Origin of the sequence: Bacteroides sp. MSK.20.82 (assembly GCF_019052485.1) — a bacterium.
GTDB lineage: Bacteria > Bacteroidota > Bacteroidia > Bacteroidales > Bacteroidaceae > Bacteroides > Bacteroides thetaiotaomicron.
Genome location: NZ_JAHQUN010000035.1, coordinates 35,674 through 59,076 on the forward strand (window position 1 = coordinate 35,674; position 23,403 = coordinate 59,076).

16 protein-coding genes are annotated in these 23,403 nt (G+C 44.1%); 11 read left to right on the forward strand and 5 right to left on the reverse strand.

The annotated features are described in order from the left end of the window. Positions 1 to 9: 9 nt before the first annotated feature. The 5 genes from KTR07_RS20825 to KTR07_RS20845 all read left to right on the forward strand — a co-directional run bounded on the left by KTR07_RS20825 (position 10) and on the right by KTR07_RS20845 (position 7,901). On the forward strand, positions 10 to 2,448 hold the full coding sequence (locus KTR07_RS20825) for a polysaccharide biosynthesis tyrosine autokinase (protein ID WP_118336982.1): 2,439 nt from the start codon (positions 10 to 12) through the stop codon (positions 2,446 to 2,448). A 250-nt stretch (positions 2,449 to 2,698) separates the two neighbouring features. Next, the gene (locus tag KTR07_RS20830) at positions 2,699 to 5,443 is read left to right on the forward strand and encodes a SusC/RagA family TonB-linked outer membrane protein (protein WP_016267803.1); all 2,745 of its coding nucleotides are present in this window, start codon (positions 2,699 to 2,701) and stop codon (positions 5,441 to 5,443) included. A gap of 18 nt (positions 5,444 to 5,461) precedes the next feature. Next, complete coding sequence (locus KTR07_RS20835; protein ID WP_008766002.1) at positions 5,462 to 7,195, forward strand: RagB/SusD family nutrient uptake outer membrane protein; 1,734 nt, start codon at positions 5,462 to 5,464, stop codon at positions 7,193 to 7,195. 86 nt (positions 7,196 to 7,281) lie between these two features. Continuing rightward, positions 7,282 to 7,473 (forward strand): type II toxin-antitoxin system HicA family toxin, encoded by a 192-nt coding sequence (locus KTR07_RS20840; protein WP_008766001.1) that lies wholly within the window; start codon positions 7,282 to 7,284, stop codon positions 7,471 to 7,473. A 35-nt stretch (positions 7,474 to 7,508) separates the two neighbouring features. Beyond that, positions 7,509 to 7,901, forward strand: coding sequence for an antitoxin HicB (locus KTR07_RS20845; RefSeq protein ID WP_008766000.1), 393 nt, complete (start codon positions 7,509 to 7,511; stop codon positions 7,899 to 7,901). A 109-nt stretch (positions 7,902 to 8,010) separates the two neighbouring features. Here the strand turns inward: KTR07_RS20845 and dnaJ are convergent, their stop codons facing one another. Further along, on the reverse strand, positions 8,011 to 9,201 hold the full coding sequence (gene dnaJ / locus KTR07_RS20850; protein WP_061473837.1) for a molecular chaperone DnaJ: 1,191 nt from the start codon (positions 9,199 to 9,201) through the stop codon (positions 8,011 to 8,013). A 27-nt stretch (positions 9,202 to 9,228) separates the two neighbouring features. Beyond that, on the reverse strand, positions 9,229 to 9,810 hold the full coding sequence (locus tag KTR07_RS20855) for a nucleotide exchange factor GrpE (protein ID WP_008763400.1): 582 nt from the start codon (positions 9,808 to 9,810) through the stop codon (positions 9,229 to 9,231). 203 nt (positions 9,811 to 10,013) lie between these two features. Here KTR07_RS20855 and KTR07_RS20860 point away from each other — a divergent pair, with 203 nt between their 5' ends. Next, positions 10,014 to 11,633 carry an ABC-F family ATP-binding cassette domain-containing protein gene (locus KTR07_RS20860; protein ID WP_008763401.1) on the forward strand — a complete coding sequence of 540 codons (1,620 nt, stop codon included), beginning with the start codon at positions 10,014 to 10,016 and terminating at the stop codon, positions 11,631 to 11,633. Between the two features lie 192 nt (positions 11,634 to 11,825). On the opposite strand, the gene KTR07_RS20865 is transcribed toward KTR07_RS20860, so the two are convergent. From KTR07_RS20865 to KTR07_RS20875, 3 genes are all read right to left on the reverse strand, one after another. Then, a complete protein-coding gene (locus KTR07_RS20865; RefSeq protein WP_055228922.1) occupies positions 11,826 to 14,018 on the reverse strand; it encodes a VapE domain-containing protein in 2,193 nt (730 codons plus the stop codon). Positions 14,019 to 14,140: 122 nt separating this feature from the next. Beyond that, positions 14,141 to 14,377 (reverse strand): hypothetical protein, encoded by a 237-nt coding sequence (locus KTR07_RS20870; RefSeq protein WP_055228921.1) that lies wholly within the window; start codon positions 14,375 to 14,377, stop codon positions 14,141 to 14,143. 379 nt (positions 14,378 to 14,756) lie between these two features. Beyond that, a complete protein-coding gene (locus KTR07_RS20875) occupies positions 14,757 to 14,990 on the reverse strand; it encodes a DUF4248 domain-containing protein (RefSeq protein ID WP_371737219.1) in 234 nt (77 codons plus the stop codon). A gap of 343 nt (positions 14,991 to 15,333) precedes the next feature. Here KTR07_RS20875 and KTR07_RS20880 point away from each other — a divergent pair, with 343 nt between their 5' ends. From KTR07_RS20880 to KTR07_RS20900, 5 genes are all read left to right on the forward strand, one after another. Then, positions 15,334 to 15,855: an HU family DNA-binding protein gene (locus KTR07_RS20880; RefSeq protein ID WP_016267799.1), complete on the forward strand. Its 522-nt coding sequence runs from the start codon at positions 15,334 to 15,336 to the stop codon at positions 15,853 to 15,855. A gap of 57 nt (positions 15,856 to 15,912) precedes the next feature. Beyond that, the gene (locus tag KTR07_RS20885; protein ID WP_055228920.1) at positions 15,913 to 16,362 is read left to right on the forward strand and encodes an N-acetylmuramoyl-L-alanine amidase; all 450 of its coding nucleotides are present in this window, start codon (positions 15,913 to 15,915) and stop codon (positions 16,360 to 16,362) included. A gap of 69 nt (positions 16,363 to 16,431) precedes the next feature. Beyond that, positions 16,432 to 16,533, forward strand: coding sequence for a smalltalk protein (locus tag KTR07_RS20890; RefSeq protein ID WP_010537749.1), 102 nt, complete (start codon positions 16,432 to 16,434; stop codon positions 16,531 to 16,533). A 127-nt stretch (positions 16,534 to 16,660) separates the two neighbouring features. Beyond that, positions 16,661 to 20,917 (forward strand): DUF5977 domain-containing protein, encoded by a 4,257-nt coding sequence (locus KTR07_RS20895; RefSeq protein ID WP_217315496.1) that lies wholly within the window; start codon positions 16,661 to 16,663, stop codon positions 20,915 to 20,917. A gap of 19 nt (positions 20,918 to 20,936) precedes the next feature. Beyond that, on the forward strand, positions 20,937 to 23,403 hold a 2,467-nt coding region (locus KTR07_RS20900), incomplete at its 3' end, for a DUF6443 domain-containing protein (RefSeq protein ID WP_217315497.1).

Below are 23,403 nucleotides of genomic sequence, written 5' to 3' on the forward strand. Positions count from 1 at the left end.
TTTGAAAAAATGAAAGAAGAAATAGTAAACGAAAGACAGTGTGAAACTGAGGACGAGAAAATAGATATTCAACAATTACTTTTTAAATATATTATTCATTGGCCGTGGTTTGTCGGTGCCGTTTTAGTTTGTCTTATTGGAGCTTGGATATATTTGCGTATGGCCACTCCTGTTTATAATATATCGGCAACAGTTTTGATAAAGGATGACAAAAAAGGTGGCAATACAGGAAGTATGGTAGGACTGGAAGAATTAGGGTTAAGTGGCTTGATTAGTTCTTCTCAGAATATAGATAATGAACTTGAAGTTTTACGTTCAAAGACTTTAGTGAAAGAAGTAATCAATCTGTTAAACTTATATGTATCATATACAGATGAAGATGGATTTCCTTCAAAGAATATGTATAAAACTTCTCCTGTTTTAGTTAGTTTGACTCCGCAAGAAGCTGAGAAACTAACTGATCCTATGGTTGTTGAGATGGCGTTGTATGGAGAAGGTGGTTTGGAGGTAAATGTTACAGTTGGTGATAAAGAATACCAAAAGCATTTTGAGAAATTGCCAGCTGTATTCCCGATGGATGAGGGAACTTTAGCTTTTTTTCAATCGCCAGATTCCTTATCATTGAAGAAAGATACAATGGAAGCGTCTTCAAATATACGGCATATTACGGCTAAGATTAAATCACCTATGAAAGTAGCACGGGCGTATTGTGAAAATCTAAAAATTGAGCCTACTTCTAAAACGACTTCGGTAGCTGTGATTTCATTGAAGAACTCTAGTTTGCAACGTGGGCAAGATTTTATCAATCAATTATTAGAAATGTATAACCGTAATACGAATAATGATAAAAATGAGATTGCTCAAAAGACTGCTGAATTTATAGATGAACGTATCAATATTATTTCTAAGGAGCTTGGGAGTACAGAGGCAAATCTTGAGAATTTTAAACGTAATGCCGGTATTACCGACTTGACTAGTGAAGCGCAAATTGCCTTGACCGGTAACGCCGAATATGAAAAGAAGAGAGTAGAGAACCGGACACAAATCAGCCTTATTGAAGATTTGCGGAAATATATAAGAGGAAATGAATACGAAGTTCTTCCGGGTAATATAGGCTTGCAAGATCCAGGATTGGTTGCAACGATTGAACGATATAATGAAATGTTAGTTGAACGGAAGCGCTTATTACGTACTTCTACAGAAAATAATCCTACGATTATCAATCTGGATACAAGCATCCGTGCCATGAAGTCGAATGTGCAGGCGACCCTTGACGGATCATTGAAAGGTTTATTAATTACAAAAGCTGATCTTGAACGTGAAGCAAGCCGTTTTTCTCGTCGTATTAGTGATGCTCCAGGGCAGGAGCGGGAATATGTAAGTATTGCCCGTCAACAGGAAATCAAGGCCGGACTGTATTTGATGCTTTTACAAAAGCGTGAGGAGAACGCCATAGCATTGGCAGCTACTGCAAACAATGCAAAAATCATTGATGAAGCTATCGCTGATGATATCCCTGTTTCTCCTAAGCGTAGAATGATTTATCTGATCGCTTTAGTATTAGGCATTGGCATCCCCGTAGGCATCATCTACCTGATCGGCCTGACCAAGTTCAAACTCGAAGGTCGTGCAGATGTCGAGAAACTGACAACTATTCCTATCGTCGGTGATATCCCATTAACCGACGAGAAGAACGAAAAAGACGGTTCTATTGCCGTCTTTGAGAATCAGAACAACCTGATGAGCGAGACCTTCCGAAACATCCGTACCAACCTTCAGTTCATGCTTCAGAATGACAAGAAAGTGATTCTTGTGACTTCTACCGTCAGTGGAGAAGGAAAATCATTTATCTCCGCCAATTTAGCCATCAGTCTCTCTTTATTAGGAAAGAAAGTAGTAATCGTAGGGCTTGATATCCGCAAACCGGGATTGAATAAAGTCTTCCGTCTTTCGACGAAAGAGAAGGGGATTACCTTATACCTTGCAAACCCGGAAACAGATTTGATGAGTCTGGTACAACCTTCGGATATTAATCAGAATCTGTATATACTTCCCGGTGGAACGGTTCCTCCTAATCCGACCGAGCTGTTAGCGCGTGATGGTCTGGACAAGGCAATAGAGATATTGAAGAAGAGCTTTGACTATGTGATTCTGGATACCGCACCGGTAGGTATGGTTACCGATACCTTGTTGATCGGTCGTGTAGCGGACTTGTCCCTCTACGTATGCCGTGCCGACTATACTCATAAAGTAGAGTATACATTGATCAACGAACTTGCCGAAGAAAAGAAACTGCCTAACCTGTGTACTGTAATCAATGGCGTAGACCTGAAACGCAGGAAGTATGGCTACTACTACGGCTACGGTAAGTATGGCAAGTACTATGGATATGGCAAACGCTATGGCTACGGATACGGTTATGGACAGGAAAAAGGTGCTAAATCGTAATCCGGTTCTAAGAATAAACCTGAGAATAAACGATAGCCTGTTTCAGTCTGATTGACCACAGTATATCCCCCAAGATATAGTCAGTCAGATATAGCCGACCGCTTGATTTTCCCCAATCAAGCGGTTTGTTGTATTCATCTACGTTGACAATATAATTTTTATATCCCATATCAAAGAAAAGCGGGTATCCGGACAACCAGATGCCCGCTTTTTTTGTTATATTTGTATTATCCCTTAAAAAATGATAATTATGAAACAACACTACAGACTTACTATTTGGAGCCTTTTCTTTCTGATCACTTCCAGTGGAAGTGCCTTTGCCCAGAGAAAAACGATCACTCCGATAGACTCTCTGATAACGGTAGGATACGCCACCGGAAGTTTAAAAACCATATCCGGATCAGTGGAGAAAATCACGGAGACACAGATGAATAAAGACCAGATCACGAATCCGCTGGAAGCCATACGCGGACGAGTACCGGGTCTGACCATCCAGCGTGGGACAAACGGCCCCGCCGCCTTAGATGCAGTCCGCCTGCGAGGAACCACCTCATTGACCAGCGGAAACGACCCGCTGATTATCGTCGATGGAGTCTTCGGCGATTTGAGTATGCTTACCTCCATTTATCCTACAGACATAGAGAGCTTCACCATCCTGAAAGACGCTTCCGAAACGGCACAGTACGGATCACGAGGCGCCTCCGGTGTCATCGAAATCACCACCAAGAAGGGCATGAGCGGTAAAACGCAAGTGAGTTATAACGGCATCTTCGGTATATCCACCGTCTATAAGAATCTGAAAATGCTGTCAGCAGATGACTTCCGCCGGGTCGCATCTGAACGTGGCATCTCCATACTGGACAAAGGAAACAACACCGACTTCCAGAAAGAGATAGAACAGACAGGATTGCAACAGAACCACCACATCGCCTTTTATGGAGGCTCGAATGAATCCAGCTACCGTGTCTCCCTCGGTTTCATGGACCGTCAGGGAGTCATACTGAACGAAGACATGAAGAACTTCACCTCTAATATGAACATGACCCAAAGGATGTTCGACGGTTTTCTGAACTGCGAACTGGGCATGTTCGGTTCTATCCAGAAGAATCACAATCTGGTAGACCTTCAGAAAACCTTCTATTCTGCCGCCACTTTCAATCCCACATACCCCAATCACAAAGACCCCGATTCCGGTTCATGGGACGGAATCACTACCGCCAGTCAGATCACGAATCCGTTGGCATGGATGGAAGTACAGGATCATGACGCCACCTCGCATATCAGTACTCACGCTCGTCTGACTTTCAATCTGATGGACGAACTGAAACTGGTTCTCTTCGGTGCTTATACCTATAACATAGTCGAAAATTCCCAATACCTGCCCACCTCCGTCTGGGCGCACGGACAGGCATACAAAGGCACGAAAAAGATGGAATCCCTCCTGGGTAACATGATGCTGACCTACAAGAAAGGCTGGAAGAAGCATTACTTCGACGCGCTGGCACTGGCGGAACTCCAGAAGGAGACATACACCGGATTCTATACCACAGTCACCAACTTCAATACAGATAAATTCGGCTACCACAACCTGCAAGCCGGTGCTCTCCGTCCGTGGGAGGGAACCAACTCGTACTACGAGCAACCGCATCTGGCCTCCTTCATGGGACGCTTCAACTACACCTATGCCGACCGCTACAGTCTGACAATGACCGCCCGTACCGATGCCTCCTCCAAATTCGGAGCCAATCACAAATGGGGATTCTTTCCCTCCGTCTCCGCTGCATGGGTGATCAGTGAGGAAAAGTTCATGAAACGCCTCCCCGTGATTGATAATCTGAAGTTCCGTATAGGTTACGGTTTGGCTGGCAATCAGAGCGGTATCGACTCCTACACCACGCTGAGCCTTGTCAAACCGAACGGAGTGATTCCCGTAGGAAACTCGGCAGCCGTGTCATTGGGAGACTTGCGAAACACGAATCCCGACTTGAAATGGGAAGTGAAACATACCTTCAATACAGGTATTGACCTTGCCATGTTCGGCAACCGCCTGCTGCTCTCCGCCAATTATTACAACTCCAAAACGACGGATATGCTCTACCTCTACAACGTAAGCGTGCCGCCCTTTACCTACAACACCCTGCTGGCGAATATCGGCTCCATGCGCAACAGCGGTCTGGAGATAGCCATCGGCATCACCCCGTTGAAGACGCAGGACATGGAACTGAACATCAATGCCAACATCACCTTCCAGCAGAACAAGTTGCTTTCTCTGAGCGGTATGTACAATGGCGAACTGATTTCCGCCCCCGAATACAAGAGTCTTGCCAGCCTCGACGGAGCCGGCTTTCACGGAGGTTATAACCACATCGTTTACCAAGTAGTAGGCCAGCCGCTGGGTGTCTTCTACCTGCCACGTGCCAACGGACTCGTTTCCGATGGAAACGGCGGCTACACCTATGACATAGCCGATCTCAATGGCGGCGGCGTCAGCCTCGAAGATGGCGAAGACCGCTATGTAGCCGGGCAAGCCGTACCAAAAACGATTCTCGGATCGAACCTCAGTTTCCGCTACAAGCGTTTCGATATTTCAGTACAGATCAACGGCGCCTTCGGACACAAAATATACAACGGAACCTCCCTGACCTATATGAACATGAATATATTCCCCGACTACAATGTGATGCAGGAAGCTCCCGCACGCAATATCAAAGACCAGACCGCCACCGACTACTGGCTGGAAAACGGAGCGTATGTCAATTTCGACTACGTGACACTCGGCTGGAACGTACCGATAGAAAAGGTGCAGAAACTAAAGAAATATGTTCGCTCCCTGCGACTGGCATTTACAGTCAACAACCTTGCGACGATTTCCGGCTATTCAGGTCTTTCGCCCATGATCAACAGCTCGACGGTCAACTCCACTTTGGGGCTGGACGATAAACGCGGATATCCGTTAGCGCGGACTTACACGTTGGGATTGAGTATTAACTTTTAACGGAGGAGGAAAACGATAATGAAAAAGATAAAGCGATATTTGCAGCAGCAAGGATGGTATTTAGAGAGTAAATCTCTATATGATGGAAAAGCAACTCTGCTTGGGGGGAATCTGCTTGAGGGGAAAATGAACCTGAAAAAAACAGTTGTCTTTCTTATTGTGTGCATTACCTTCTTCTCGTGCGACAAGTTTCTGGAAGAGAGTCCCAGAGACAAACTGCCGGAAGATGAAGTCTACAACAATATCTCGGATGTATATCTGAATGCCGTAGCCTCACTTTACACCTACATCGGCGGTTATAGCGACAGTCAGGGATTGCAGGGGACGGGTAGGGGAGTCTATGACCTGAACACCTTCACCACCGACGAAGCCATTATCCCCACCCGTGGCGGCGATTGGTACGACGGCGGCTTTTGGCAAGGTCTGTTCCTGCACCAATGGGGAATAGAAAACGATGCCATCCAAGCCACTTGGGAATATCTTTATAAAGTGGTGATGCTGTCCAACAAATCCCTCGAACGAATAGACAAATTCAGTGCTACCCACGCAGACGCCGAACTTCCCGCCTATCGTGCCGAAGTACGCGCCATGCGGGCGATGTATTACTATTATCTGATGGATCTGTTCGGACGTGTCCCGCTTGTACTTACCTCATCCCCGTCGATGAAAGACGTAGTGCAGAGTGAACGGAAAACGATATTCGACTTTGTATTCAAAGAACTGCAAGAATCCGCCCCTTTGCTGGCCGAAGTCCACAGCAACCAGTCCGGTCCGTATTACGGGCGAATCACCCGTCCCGTAGTTGTTTTCCTCTTGGCAAAACTTGCCTTGAATGCCGAAGTCTATACCGATAACGACTGGACGGACGGCCAGCGTCCCGACGGAAAGAATCTCTTTTTCGAAGTAGACGGCAACCGCCTCAATGCCTGGCAGACGGTTATCGCTTACTGTGACCAACTGCAAGAAATGGGCTATCGTCTGGAACCGGACTACAAAACCAACTTTGCCGTATTCAATGAACCGTCTGTCGAGAACATCTTCACCATTCCGATGAACAAGACCTTGTACACCAACCAGATGCAATACCTTTTCCGTTCCCGCCATTACAATCACGCCAAAGCCTACGGACTGAGCGGTGAAAACGGACCGAGTGCCACTATCGAAGCTCTGGAAACCTTCGGCTATGAAACGGCGCAACAGGACCCGCGTTTCGACATCTGCTATTTTGCCGGAGTCGTGTATGATTTAAAAGGAAATATAGTCCGTCTGGACGATGGAACCGTTCTCGAATATTTGCCGTGGAAAGTCGAACTGGATATCTCGAACACTCCCTATGAGCAGACGGCAGGAGCACGCATGAAAAAGTACGAGGTAGACGAAACGGCTACCAAGGACGGTAAACTGATGGAGAACGACATTGTACTGTTCCGTTATGCAGATGTTCTGCTGATGAAGAGTGAAGCAAAGGTTCGTAATGGGGAAGACGGGTATGCCGAGCTGAACGAAGTACGCGGGCGTGTCAACGCTTCCTCCCGAACGGCTACATTAGAAAATATCCTTGCCGAACGACAGCTCGAACTGGCTTGGGAAGGTTGGCGACGGCAGGACCTGATTCGTTTCGGAGCGTTCACGAGAGCATACAGCAGTCGTCCGCAACTTCCTGCTGAGAATAATGGATATACTACTGTATTCCCGATTCCGGAAAAGATACGGGTGATGAATACAAAACTGGAGCAGAATCCGGGATATTAGCTCAATTCATAGTAAAATTATGAATAGTTTTATGTGTTGTATTCATATTATTACTATATTTGCATAGTAATTAAGTCCGAAGTGTTATGAGTTACAAATCAATTAAAGACGTTGTAACTATGTTGCAAGAAAACGGTTTTGTACTAAAGAGTCAGAAAGGTAGCCATATGAAGTTTGAGAAAGACGACAAAATAGTTATTGTACCGAATCATAACAGCAAAGGCGTTGAGAAAGGCACTTATTACAGCATTTTGAGACAAGCGGGGCTGAAGAAATAGCCCCCTTGTTCTCTTAATTAAATATAGGAGATAATATGAAAACAGTAGAAGTAATTGTGGAACACGCAGGGAAGAACTTGAGTGCTTATATCGAAGGTGCTCCGGTTATCACTGTTGGAAATGACATGAGAGAGATTGAGGAAAATATGAAGGAAGCGATTGAATTATATCTGGAAGATAATCCCAATCCTTGTGAATTATTGTCCGGAGAATTGGAGTTGAAGTTTAAGATTGATGCTGCTACCTTTATAAACTATTACAGCAATATCTTCACTAAAGCGGCCTTGAGCCGGATAACCGGAATTAATGAACGTCAGTTATGGCATTATGCTGCCGGCGTGCATAAACCGCGCAGGCAGCAACTGGAGAAAATTCAGAAGGGCATTCAGGCTTTGACGAAAGAACTGTCATCCATTCATTTGCTATAATATCCCAATACAAACTAAAAGGCTTCGGCATTCATAACGAACACCGAAGCCTTTATTATATCTCTGTGTGAGTGACTATGAATTTAAAAACAGACCCAGTCAAAGAAAGCTAGTCAAAGAAGCTCTTGAACTTCTTGAAGATCTTCTCCTTCACCGACGTACTCGGCTTGAAGTTGTCCGAAGCCTCCATCTTTTCCAGCGTACTCTTTTCCTCCTTGTTCAATGCTTCCGGCACATAAATGCTGATATTGACCAGCAAATCTCCCGTACCGTAACCATTGACATTCGGCAGACCTTTGCCGCGCAGACGCAGCACTTTACCCGGTTGAGTACCCGAGTCGATCTTCACTTTCACTTTTCCGTCGATTGTCGGAATCTCCACGGCACCGCCCAGTGCGGCAGTCGGGAAACTCAGCAGCAAGTTATAGATCAGATCATTCTCGTCGCGGATCAAGTCCGGATGCGGTTCTTCCTCTACGAGAATCAGCAAGTCGCCCGGCACACCATTATGCTTTCCGGCATTACCCTTGCCGCCCATCGAGAGCTGCATACCTTCTGCCACTCCGGCAGGAATCTTCACCGTCACTACCTCTTCGCCATATACGATACCGTCGCCGCCACACTCTTTACACTTGTTCTTGATGATTTTACCTTCACCGTTACAAGTAGGACAAGTGGCGCGGGTCTGCATCGTACCCAGAATCGTCTGCTGGTTACGGATCACCGAACCGCTACCTTTACAGGTCGGACAAATCTCCGAACCGCCGTCGCCTTCGGCACCCGTGCCATGACAGTGATTACACGGCACATATTTTTTCAGTTTGAATTTCTTTTCTACTCCTGTCGAGATTTCTTTCAAAGTCATCTTTACCTTGACACGTAGATCGCTGCCCCGATAGCGACGTTGCTGTGAACCACCGCCACCGCCACCGAAACCGCTGAACCCTCCGAAGCCGCCGCTGAAACCACCGCCGCGACCTCCGAAGATGTCACCGAACATGGAGAAGATATCATCCATAGACATTCCTTCGCCACCGAAACCACCGAACGGACCTCCGTTGCCCGCCGCACCGCTTACTCCCGCATGACCGAACTGGTCGTAACGCGAACGCTTGTCCGGATTGCTCAACACGTCATACGCTTCGGCAGCCTCCTTGAATTTCTCTTCCGCTTCCTTGTCACCTGGATTTTTGTCGGGGTGATATTGGATCGCTTTTTTGCGGTAGGCTTTTTTAATCTCTTCTACTGTGGCGGTTTTTGTCACCTCCAGCACTTCATAATAGTCTCTTTTTTCTGCCATGCTTCTTAACTAAACTAACTTTTGTATTTACTCCCCAACTACTACTTTCGCGTGACGAATCACCTTGTCATTCAGCGTATATCCCGTCTGTACGCAGTCCAGAATCTTACCTTTCTGCTCTTCCGACGGGGCAGGGATGACGGCAATGGCTTCGTGATAATCGGTATCCAGCGGCTGGTCTTTCGTTTCGATGACCTTCACACCATTCTGTGCCATGACAGCCATGAACTTATTATAAATCAATTCGACACCTTCCTTCACGGCTTTTACGTCTTTGGCAGTTTCCATCGTTTTGATGGCACGTTCAAAGTCGTCGATCACCGGCAGAATGCTGCTGATGCTCTTTTCGCCACCATTCAGAATCAGTTCCGCCTTCTCCTTCATGGTACGTTTGCGGTAATTGTCAAACTCGGCGGACAAGCGCAGATATTTGTCCTTTTGCTCCTCGATGACAGCCTGAGCATCTTCCAGCTCCTTTTCGAGCTGCTCCTCATGAGTCAGGGGAGCGGCCTCTTCTGCCTGATCGTTTTGCGGTTGTTCTTCCGCCGTATCCTTTGTTTCTTCCACATTCAGCTCTTCAGCCATCTTTTCTTTTTCTTTTGGATCCATATCTTATTTTTATTTTTTATTCATAATATCAATTTCCCAAGCAAAAACTTTGCCAATCTGACCGTTTTGCCAAAAAACGTGGCAAAGGTAATACATTTATGCCAGATTGACACATTCCGGATAGCTCATAATTCATTTTAAATGTCTACCTTTGCACGCTCAAATAATAATATAGTAACTGGTAAAATAGTAAATAATAGAAAATGATTACAGTTTCAAACGTTTCGGTGCAGTTTGGTAAAAGAGTCTTGTTTAATGACGTGAACCTGAAATTTACAAGTGGCAACTGCTATGGTATTATCGGCGCGAACGGTGCGGGAAAATCCACCTTCCTCCGTACAATCTACGGAGATCTGGACCCGACGACCGGTACGATTGCCCTGGGACCGGGCGAACGCCTGTCGGTGTTGAGCCAGGACCACTTTAAATGGGATGCTTATACGGTAATGGACACCGTAATGATGGGCCACACCGTGTTGTGGGACATTATGAAGCAGCGTGAAGTATTGTACGCCAAGGAAGACTTCACGGACGAAGACGGACTGAAAGTATCCGAACTGGAAGAGAAATTTGCCGAGCTGGACGGATGGAATGCGGAGAGTGACGCAGCCATGCTGTTGAGCGGTCTGGGCATCAAGGAAGATAAGCATTATACATTGATGGGCGAGCTGAGCGGTAAGGAAAAGGTGCGTGTGATGCTTGCGCAAGCATTGTACGGCAACCCCGACAACCTCCTTCTGGACGAGCCTACCAATGACCTCGATATGGAGACAGTGACCTGGCTGGAAGAATACCTTTCCAACTTCGAGCACACCGTGCTGGTGGTAAGCCACGACCGTCACTTCCTCGACTCCGTATGTACGCACACCGTAGACATCGACTACGGAAAGATCAATATGTTTGCCGGAAACTACAGTTTCTGGTACGAATCTAGTCAGCTGGCGCTCCGTCAGCAGCAGAACCAGAAGGCGAAGGCTGAGGAGAAGAAGAAAGAGCTGGAAGAATTTATCCGCCGTTTCAGTGCCAACGTAGCGAAGAGCAAGCAGACCACAAGCCGCAAGAAGATGCTGGAAAAACTGAACGTAGAAGAAATCAAACCTTCTTCACGCAAGTATCCGGGCATCATCTTCACTCCCGAACGCGAGCCGGGCAACCAGATCCTCGAAGTTTCCGGACTGAGCAAGAAGACGGAAGAAGGCGTAGTGCTGTTCAGCGACGTGAACTTCAACATCGAAAAAGGCGACAAAGTGGTATTCCTTTCACGCAACCCGCGTGCGATGACCGCTTTCTTCGAAATCATCAACGGAAACATGAAGCCGGATGCCGGACAGTTCAACTGGGGGGTAACCATCACAACGGCTTACCTGCCTCTGGACAATACGGACTTCTTCAACACTGACCTTAACCTGGTGGACTGGCTGAGCCAGTTCGGTGAAGGTAACGAAGTGTACATGAAGGGCTTCCTCGGACGTATGCTGTTCTCCGGCGAAGAGGTACTGAAGAAAGTCAGCGTACTTTCCGGAGGTGAAAAGATGCGTTGTATGATTGCACGTATGCAGCTCCGCAATGCGAACTGTCTGATTCTGGATACTCCGACCAATCACTTGGACCTGGAATCTATTCAGGCTTTCAACAACAACCTGAAGACGTACAAAGGAAATATCCTCTTCTCTTCGCATGACCACGAATTTATTCAGACGGTTGCCAACCGCATTATCGAACTGACTCCGAACGGTATCATCGACAAGATGATGGAATATGACGAATATATCACTTCGGACCATATCAAGGAGTTGAGGGCGAAGATGTACGGTGATAAATAGCGTGTTGTATCAGCCGGATACACTGACTTTTGCACCTTCTTACTGTCAAGGAAAGGGAAATGCTTGTTAACTGTCGTAACATTGCTTTTCCCTTTCCTTTTCATTGTTTGTTAGCTTCCGTAACATCCTATCCTACATTCACGGTCGAGTGTGCTTACTGTTTATTGTTTATCATCCCGAAGCTCCCCGTTTTTACAACTCAAACTTCCCCTGTTTCGGCAACTGCGGCAATGTCGAATTAGCCTTGCGCTCTTCCCGCGAATACTCTACTACCATATATTCCGTAACGCCGTCCGAGGTGACCCGTTTATGGAAATTATTCTTTTCGAGCACGGTGACCAATATCTTTTGTGCCTGTTGGTTGGACTGGGTGCGTCCGTTCACGCTCAGTATTGAAAGGATATAAGAAGCGGGATACCATTGCGCATTTATTTCTCCTCCTTTAGCCGCACGGAAATAGAAAAACAGATTTTCCTCCACCGGGTCCTTCAGGCGGTAATTCTCGTTGCGGTCGTTCAGGAAGGTGATCTGTTCTTTATCATACCAGTACTGAAATCCTTGTTGATAAAGCGCCAACGCTTGTGAGTATACTCCTTCGTAATTTATAGGGTTACGATAGTCGACTTTCAGGATAGTGTTGAAGAGAATACGTCTGTTTTCCTTGATATCCTGCAGGCAGTGCGGATTATTGGTGCTGGCTATAAACGAGGCACGACGGACGTAGTTGTATGTCTGTATGTCGTAAACTTTCCGCTCTGTCACCTCATCTTGTGTGATGAGTCTTTTCAGGTCCTGCATGTGCCAGGTTGAGATGCTGTCAAATTCATCCAAGTCGATGATGAGACAGGAAGAAAGCTGTAGCAGATGGTCTGTTTTGTCGGGTTTGATCATGCCGTGGCGGTAATACCCCTTTAGTTCCGGAGGCAGAAGACGCCGGATAAAGACGCTCTTACCTTTCCCTTGTTCGCCATAAAGTAACATCAGTTGGTGGTTTTGCGCGTCATCGTTGATGGCGCACGCCACCATGCCTACCAGCCAGTGGCGGAGACTGTCCTCAAAAAAGGACTGGTCTGCTGCTTTGACCGTTTTTGCCAGTTGGGTGATGTAATCGGTTTTCCCGTCCCACGACGGGAGAGAATAGAAATAGTGGGTGAAGGGGTTGAACGGTTTCGAGTAATCCGAATCGACCAATGCTTTGAGGAAATTTTGCGAACAGCCAACTTTCTTCATTTGTGCATTGATATAGAATGTGTTGATGTCTTTGGTGCGTAGGGTGATGAAGGCGGAGGGGGCGGGGTCGGCAGTCGACGCCGATCGGGGGCGGAACTCGATTTGTTCTTTCACTATGTTTCTGCGGAACTCGTAATATTGGTCCAAGAATCTGATGACTTTGAAGATTTTCGGCTCCTTAGAATCCTCTTCTGCCTGATCCGTCTTCGAGGTGTATTGGTAGGCATTGCGCAGAGGCGCTTCGAAGTCGAAGTCGGGAAGGTTGCCGAAATAGCTGCGTGTCAGGCTGACGGCTTCCGCTTCCATGATGTGGCGGCGGTAACACTGGTTGCCGAGGCAGTAGAAGAAGTTGTCGCGGTTGCCGGGTTCGAGGCGTTCTTTCCGTTTGGTGTATTCCACAGCTTTGCGGAAGTCGAGCTGCACTTGCAGGTCGATCGGGGTCGCGTTCTCTTGTGCGGGGAGGAGAGATGGGAGTGAAAGAGGTTTCTTGCGTTTCTTCTTTTTGCATTCTTCTTCGGTCGGCAATGTCAGGGTGATTGTGAGCGGTTTCACATTCTCCAGTCGTTCGAGGGAGAGAAAGGCGTCCGGATCGTGCGAGACGAAGACTCCGCGGCTCAGGTCGCTTCCGCTTGTATCGACTTTCGTGTTGAGCAGTTTCTGGTACTTGTCGGCTGCCAGGGCGAACATGCGGTGGTGATATCGCTCTAAGGTGGGAAGGTCGATGTTTCCCAGCGCGTTCAGTTCGGCGCGTAGAGCTTCCGGCTCTTCGCCGGTGAGGTAGACGAAGATTTTCAGTCCGTGCTCGCGGGGGCTGATGAAATTTCCCAGCGTGTCGGGGCAGTCGTTCGCCAACCGGCGGTATTCCGGGATCTTTTCTACCTCCATATCATCAAAGTCGAGAGTGATGATATCCTGATAAGTTTCGAGGCTGTAAGCGAGTCTTTCATTGCTGTAGGTGGCTGTGACGGTGCGGTAAGGCAGTTGCTTCTTCATCCGGTCTGCTTTCCCGGTGTCTCCCGACGTTAGTGCCTCCCGGATTCTCCGGACTCTGTCCCGATATATCTCTCCCCGCATATGTTCGAATAATTTGGGGAGGCTGATACTTCCTGACACCTGCGATAATCCCCTGTATGTGGTTACAGTAATCTTTTCCATTTTCTTTGATGATTTTTAATTGTTTTCGTTATTAATGTTTTGCAAAGGAATAGCTTTTGGTTGTAATAAAAAAACTGCTTTTAGGAGCCTAAAAACAGTTTTTTAACGTAATCTGCAAAATGTTAATCGTCGGACAGGAGCCTTTTCATCTTTTGTATCTCATAATCAATTTCTTCTATGCTTAAAGATTCATTAGACTGATCGTTCTTCCGGAAGTTTACTGTCAGAAACAGCAACTGCGCGAAGAATTTAGGCCCTTTAATGTTAAAAGGAGAGGAAGGGTCGTAGCAGAGGTGAACGATGGGGGCAAGAAACTTCTTTCTGTCAGATGGATTTACCTCTATCCTGTTGATGTACATGCTGTTGATATTGTCCAGCAGTTGAGTGATAAACGGGGAGATGGCGGGGAATTCTCCCTTTTCGAGCGTTATAGCCTGCTTGTTCTGGTAGACAAAGCCTTCGGAGAAAATGTCTTTTTACTCATGATTTTAATAATTAGAGTTGTTGTTAAAAAGTGTTATGTTTAAAAATGCCGCAAAGGTACAACTTATTTTTTGTGTCTGTTTAATCTCTATATTCTATTCTTTATATACAATATATTTAATATGAAAAAAGCGTGTAACTGAGGGTAAGGTCCTTACCCTCGGTTACACGCTTTTTTTAGTATTAAATAGAATGTTCTAACGCGCCTGCGTGTATATAATAATGTAGAAATCTCCGAAAGTGAAGCTTCAGTGCTTATGGAGCCTCCAGATACCTCACTATAATAGCCACTTGTCTTTTGCTGTATGCCTGTTCGTTCTTTCCTTCCGTGCCTGCATACAGTTCGCGGTAGAGGTCGGGGTTCCGGTGAATCCATTTTCGCATCTTTCTCAATGCGGCTTCGGGGTCTAAGTGGGGTGCGTACAGTTGTGCCAGTTCTGTCTTCAGGTATACCCGGATTTGAAATTCTTCTTGTGCAGTTTCCATCATTGGTATTCTTTATATCGGCTATCCGCCTGATTGATTATACGGTAAAGATATGTATTTATTCTGACAAATCAAAGCCGTTTGACAGAATAATGTTCCTTTGATGGAAAGATAATGATACGGGTATGGATAAGTAGGTAACAGTAGCATTCATTTCGTCAAACTACGTCTCAGTACTTACTTGTAGAGACCGGTATGTACATATACTTACCCTCGTGGATAGCCTGTTCACTACCTTTGTCGTGTTCCTGAGAGGAGAAGCCGGAAGACGTCACCGCAACCTTCATCCGGGGAACGAAGAGAAAATAACAAGAAATTCATTTATTAAAAAGAGAAGAAGAAAACAATGTCTGTAACATTTAAAAAGATTTTACGAAAGTCTCCATTTGACAAAGAGGGTACAGGCAAGTATTATCCGCAGCTGATCACCTGGGGAAAACCTGCCACACTGAATACCATTGCCAAGCAGATGAAGGAGAAGAGTTCGCTCACCCTGGGCGACATCAAGAGTGTACTGACCAACTTCGTGGAAGTGACACGAAGCGAGTTGTACAACGGCCATGCCGTGAATATTGAGAATTTCGGGGTATTCAGCCTGTCCGCTACCACAGTGGGTACTGATACGAAGAAGGCTTGTCTGCCGGAGAACATCCGCTGGGTTCGCATCAATTTCCGTGCATCCGCCAGTGTACGTCCCAATCTTGCCGCCACCCGTGCGGAAGACCGTCTGGATTTTGTAGACTTGGAACAGCAACTGAAGGCGCTGAACGGTGGTGAAGGCGGTTCCGGCGACGGTGGCGAAGTTCCTGATCCGAATCCGGGCGGTGGAGACGGAGGCGATGAGGAAGCTCCGGATCCGACAGTGTAAGAAGTGGAGAGTTGGTAATCAATGTACAAGGGTTTGATAGTTAGAATTAATGACTTTATGAGGAAGATTCATTTAATCGTGATTCATTGTTCCGCTACGCGGGCAGACAAGGAGTTGACGGCTTTTGATCTGGATACGATGCATCGCCGACGGGGTTTCCACGGGACAGGTTATCATTACTATATCCGCAAGGATGGAACAACGCTTATTACCCGTCCGGTGGAACGGATCGGGGCACATGCGAAAGGTTTTAATGCGGAGAGTATCGGAATTTGCTACGAAGGCGGTCTGGACTGCCGGGGACGCCCGGCGGACACACGGACACCGGAACAGCGGGCAGCGCTCCGGCTGCTGGTGCATCAGTTGCAAGAGAGATTTCCCGGTTGCCGGGTGTGCGGTCATCGCGACTTGTCGCCGGATCGCAATGGGAACGGTGAGATTGAGCCGGAGGAGTGGATCAAGGCGTGCCCGTGTTTTGAGGTAAAGGAGGAAAGTTTTCAGGAGTAATCAATCATGTAAAGATGATTCACTTAGTAATCAACCATTTTATGTGTCGGAAAGGAGGTGTGTAAAGTTATGGCAGTCAAGAGATCCCTTTGGGATACCATTTTGAAAGTAGTCATCGCGGTGGCTTCGGCAGTGCTGGGAGCGTTGGGCGGTAATGCGATGAATCTGTAAGTATTAATCACAGGTCATACAGTGAGATAATTTAGTGCTGTTTAGTAGCACGAAGTTATAGCGGTTTGTATCACCTGTGATTTCTTTTTAATTAATCTATTGAGTTTTATAAACTAAAGAACAGTATATGAAAAATATATTTATATTATCAGAACTAACCGACAGGAAGATGAGGTATTACTTCATGTTTCTTTTTACTTTTCTTCTCCAGCCTATATTTTCTCAGTCAATGCTAAAATATGATACTCCGGCTCCGGAAGTTGGCTCATTGCTACGGGTTCAGTCGTTACCTGTCGATTTATATTCGGGACGTGCGAATGTTTCTATTCCCTTGTATTCCATAGGACTTAAAAATTATTCGTATGACATACAGTTACTGTATAATTCGGAAGGCAACAAAGTCGATCTACCCGTTGGCAATGTGGGACTAGGATGGTCTGTTACTGGCGGGCAAATATACAGAGTCGCTAATGGTATGATTGATGAAGCCTATACGTTTAATGAATATATGGACAGGACTAGTAATACGAACTGGAATCAGGAGTATAATTTAAATAAATATTACAATCCTTTCATTTATAATGAAGATTATCTTCATGAGCCCGACTTGGATGAATTTGTAATAAGTATAGGGAAAATAAATGCTTCCTTTTATATGTATAAAGATAAGGAAGGAGAAATACAAACAAGAATCTCATCACAAAATAGTCAATGCTTTAAAGTGAAGGATGTAAAAATTGGCAAAATCCCTGATGTGTTACTTGCAGAAACGGAATGGACTAATATTCATCTAAACAAAACATATCATCCCAAGCTGTATATCGAGTCAAGACCTGTGTTGATTACGGAAATAACAATTGTTGATTCGGAAGGAGTCACCTATATCTTTGGTGGAGATATTAATTGTATTGATCTGTCTTGTACGTATTCTGAAGATCCTGATTATGATAGTCACTATAATGTATATGGTGATCAGATAGGGAGCCATAGCATGATTTGGGATAGTTTTCACTCCAGTTTACTAGGTACAGCATCCACTTGGCATATCAAGAAAATAATATTACCTAATCAGGAAAATATCATTTTTAATTATGATAAGGAGCATGTGAACATAGTAGAAAGATTGGATCATCATAATATTTCTACAATTAAATTTTCCGGTGAGAATCTTAAATCGAATACGATTCCCGCTTTTTATAATCTTCCTTCTACTGTTGATCCTCAGTTTTTGCTATTAGTAGATAAGAAATATGATATAGTTTATCCGTCTCTGTTGACAGGTATCAAGGCTAGTAATGGAGATGAACTGGAGTTTGTTTCCTCAAAAAGGAACGATTTGGTGACGGATGGTTTCTATGACCAGCAGAAATTATTTTTAAAAGACAACTATGGAGCTGTTATTGATAAAATAAAAGAGAAAGCCTATTCCTATAAGTTGGATGAAATTAAAGCGACAACAGGAAATATAAAGTTCTACTATACAAATCAACCTGGCGAACGGCTGAAACTTGACTCTTTATTGGTCAACAATACTGAGAAATATAAATTTCAATATAATGCGTTGAAATTACCGGCTTTTAATCAGATGTTAACCGACAATTGGGGATATTATAATGGTAAGAAGTATCTTTCTCTGATAAACTCGCAACGCTTTGATGCTCTTTATAATTACAGACAACCAGATCCGACTTATGTGAAAGCTGAAATTCTGGAAGGAATAATCTACCCTACAGGAGGGAAAGTAGGGCTGGAATATGAATTGCATAGTTATTCAAGAATATCTACACAATATCCATTCGGATTAAAGCAGGAAAATGGAACGGCAGGTGGAGTGCGGGTAAAAAGAATTACTTATTCGAATTATAAGGACTTATCCGAAAAGATAACGAAAGAATATTTATATCAAAATGAAGATAACTCTTCCAGTGGTATTCTGTCAGTTGTTCCCTGGTATGTCACAAGTGATACTGGTACTGTTGATTATGACTTCAAATATACACATTTAAAGGGACCGTATTCTTATAGTAATAAAGCTACCACTAATATAAACTGGTCAGACGGCTTTCATATGGGATATTCTAGGGTGGTAGAAAAACGATCTGATGGCTCAAAGACTATTTATTCTTTTACAAATTATGACCGGGTGCAAGACGAGCCTTCTACAGCTGCATTTACTTTAGGAATGAATAACGATATGTATAACAAATACACATCGAGAAAGCTTGATCGTGGTCTTTTGAGATCTGCAGACTATTATAATGCGTCACAGAAATTGATAAAGAAGGAAGCTTATACCTATCATTCGGATTTATCAGATTATCTTAAAACGATTGAGCGCTATGCACTTATGAATACTCTTCCTATACGAGTCAGTGCCAACAAGATATATACCTATTTCCCTTTCTTGCAAAAGAAAGAAACGATTCTCTATACCGATTATGGCAATATAAACGAGACGGAAGAATATGAATACAATAAATATCGCTTGCTGACGGCTACGAAAAAGTATACTAACAATCCGAATGATAACAGCATACTGGAAACAAGATCCAAATATCTTTCTGATTTGATGGAAGAGTATGATAGTAGCAATTCCGGTTTTATCTCCTCTGGTTCTCCATTAAAAATTTATGATACAATGAGAACGCAAGGATTGTTGTCTTATCCTGTAGAAACGGTTGTTAAGCGGAATGGGAAAGTCACTTCGGCAGAAGTGATGACATACAAACAGTCTGATAAGTTCGCTGTTCAGGATAAGCAGTATAAGTTGGAGAGCGATGTGCCGTTAAGTAATTACTCTTCCTTTAAACTGTTGAACTCAACTCAATATTCTATGGACAACCGATGTGCGCTTGAGATGGAATATCTTGATTATGACTCGTATGGTAATCCGACTAATGTAGTGGATAAGACTGGCATAAATACAGCCTATATCTGGGGATACAATGGACAATATCCAGTAGCTAAAGTTGTAAATGCCCGGAATACTTTCAAGTCTGTTCCTCAATACAGAGATGAGAGAACAACTAAGTATGTAAAGCTGAAATACAACTCATTGTCGTCTAATGTAGAATCATATAATTTTTATACATCAAAAGCAGGGGATGTTGAAATAGTCCTTTCCGGAGCATTGGGATTTAACTGGTATGTGTCAGGACATCTTGACAATAAGGCTTTCAATCTGGTCCAGGTGAGAAGCTCTGATCAGATGGGCAGGCCCTGGACTGACTATCAAAATGCCTATACGTACAGTGCTACATTTTATGTCTCGGCCGGTTATCATACATTTAGTATTCTCAGTACTGATGCGTGTAAAGAATCTTCGACAAGTGTATATGATGGGGATATTCATTTCTCCTATTGGACAAGAAAAAGTATTGCCCCCGAAACAAGTGGTGCAGATGATGTATTCTATGAAAACTTTGAAACCACTCATTTACGTCCTGCTTCTTTCGGATATCATAGTAGTAATAGTTGTATCGGTCCTTATACGGTTTCTTTAGCAACTAATCCGGAAAGGGAATATGTGATAGATTATCAGGTTTTTAAGAATGGAAAGTGGGAATATATGAAGCATGATTTTGTTAACGGCCGAGATTCAATAAATGAAGGAGTATATCCTATAGATGATGTCCGTGTATATCCTAAGGATGCTTCGATAACTACATATGGCTATTATCCCCTCATAGGATTAAGAAGCACGACTAATGAAAGGGGCGTAACGGAGGCTTATAGGTATGATGACTTTAGCAGGCTGGTATCTGTGATGGATAATGATATGAATGTCATTAAAAAATATGATTATTTTTATCAGAATCAATCCGTAGAACCTGAAGTGACTTATTATAATAAGGAAATCAGAGAAACTTTTACCCGGAATACTTGTGACGCATCTTTAGGAGAAAGAGGAGAATCTATTAATTATGTAGTGCCTGCAAAGAAATATAGCTCAACTTTATCACAGGAAGATGCCAATCAGAAAGCCTATATCGATATGCAAAATAATGGGCAACAATATGCTAACGAACATGCGGAATGTAATTCTAACATAATCATATCTGTTTATAATCCATTTGAAAAAGATTATTTCCTGACCTTTGATTGGGGAGTTCAAGGAAGTATTGTTACTGATTATTATGAAATACCACCCAGTCGCAAGATTGCGGATACAGGAGATGTCCTTAACGATTATGAACCGGCTAAAGTTTATATTCCTAGAAGATATTATCGAAACGCTCGTGTTGCACCTCAAGATAATCACTGGGCCAACGAAGTACCTTCTATAAAATCCACTCCTTATGCTTTTGATATAAATTATAACATGGGAGATTATATGGGTTATGAGGATACTTATGTTATAGGTGGATATCCGTTTACTTATTAATTTTAAAATGCAATTAGATATGAAGAAGATTTTATATTGTATGTTTATTGGCGCATTACTCTCCGGAGAAAGTAATGCCCAGACAAATAATTCATGGATGGAATTATTGTCTGCTGACAAGAACCATATAGCTACACGTACATACACTCAAGAGACGGGAGTTGCATGGCAGGATAAGATAGACTATTATGATGGTTTGGGACGTTTGGAGCAATCTGTCTTGAGATACTCTCATAATAATAATAATAACATGGTGATGTATCAGGAATATGATCCCCAAGGGCGTACCTCCAGAGAATGGTTGCCTGTTATATTCCCAAATAACGGAGGAAAGTTCATTCTTCCTGATGTGGTAAAAACTAAGGCGACAGCCACGTATGGTGATAATGCTCCTTACTCTCGTCCGGTATATGAAGCCTCTCCGCTGGATCGTATGCTGGAACAATACGGTCCCGGACAAGACTGGCAGGATAATCATCATAGTGTGAAAAGTGACTACCTGACCAATATAGCAGGTACGGATACATTAAACTGCATTCATTTCACTGCAACGAATGCAAGTGATACTGTTATGCAAATCAGTCGCATCGGTAATTATGCAACGGGACAACTTTATGTTACCCGTATGGCAGACGAAGATGGGAATCCGTCTTTCGAGTTCAAAGACAAACTGGGACAGGTTGTCTTGACTCGTCAGATCATGCAGACCGGAGGGAACAAGGAGCTGTATGATACTTATTATATATATGATGATTTTGGCAATCGGGTAGCGGTGCTTCCTCCGGCTGCTGCTTCCATACTCGGCAGCGGCAGCACTACAAGCTGGAAAAGTAATACGGATGCAACGCTTCTGCAATATGCCTTTTTGTACAAATATGATAGCCGTAAACTTCAGATAGCCAAGAAACTGCCGGGCTGCAGCTGGTCTTTTTATATCTATGACAAGGGAAGGCGGCTGATTTTTTCTCAGGACGGCAATCAGCATAGTCGTGGCGAATGGTCGTTCAGCATTCCGGATATGTTTGGACGTGAATGTTTTTCGGGCATTTGCAGGAATGTACTGGATCCTTTTTCCGATCCGTTACTTTCTTCCGTCGTCAATGCCTCCTGGTATTCCGGTTCTACTGCTGCTATCGGCAGTGGACCATATAAAGGTTATAGCCTGTCGGGGCTTACTTTGACTTCTCCCGGCTTGCTTTCAGTCAAGTATTATGATGATTACTCTTTCTTGGGTAGAAACGGTTTTCCGATTTTCACAGATGCCGGCGTTTGTTATGATGCTAGTGCAGAGACGGAAGGCTTTGGCAAACGTTATTCGGCAAGTTCTCAAGATATACTTACGGGTAGCCTGACAGCGTGTCTTGATGAGAAAGGGCAATCTTATCTTTATACCGTGATGTATTATGATGATCACGACAGGGTAATACAAAGCAAGTCAGGCAGTCACCTGAATGGTGGAGTCGAAAAAGACTATATGGCTTATAACTTTATCGGTCAGCCGACAAAGCATAAACATATCCATTCGGCTACCGGCAAAACGACCCAGACCGAACTCTACTCATATACCTATGATTATGCGGACCGGCTGCAAACCACTACGCATCGTTTGAATAATGGACCGGTAATGACTCTTGTCAATAATGAATATGATGAACTGGGACGTCTGCAACGTAACAGGCGTAATGGTCAAGCCAATCTTCATACGAGTTATACTTATAATCTCCGTTCATGGACTGAATCGATCAGCTGTCCTCTGTTCAGTGAGACATTATATTATAATGACGCCCGTCCCAACCAAACAAATACTCATTATTATAATGGTAATATCTCCGGTATGGATTGGAATGTAAATGGCGATAAAAAGCGTGGTTATGATTTTTCTTATGACAATCTTTCCCGTTTGCTCCATGCGGACTATCTTGAGAATAATATTCGCAATCATAACTTCAACACTTCTTATAGTTATGACAAGCAGGGTAATATAGTCTCTCTGATGCGTTCCGGGAATCAGAATGCTGCCTATGGAGTAATTGATAACTTAACTCTAAATTACCGTGGTAATCAGTTAATAAAGGTTGAAGATACTGCGTCAGATTCAAATCTTCCGGCATCATCTATGGATTTCAGGAATGGCACGAATCAGGATGTGGAATACCTCTATGATGAAAATGGTAATCTGATTAAAGATTTAAATAAAAGTATAGCTGATATTCAATACAATTTATTAAATTTGCCAAAACGGATTACTTTCAATGACACAAACAAATCTACTCATGAGTATATTTATTCTGCCGATGGAAAGAAGCTATCCGTCATTCATAAATCTTCCGCAGAGAATCGTACTGATTATGTCGGTAATATGATTTATGAGAATGGTTCTTTAAAGCGTATATTGGTGGATGGTGGTTACATTGAGAATGGTACTTACTATTTCTATTTGCAGGACCATTTGGGCAATAATCGTGTGGTGGCTAAGTCGGACGGGA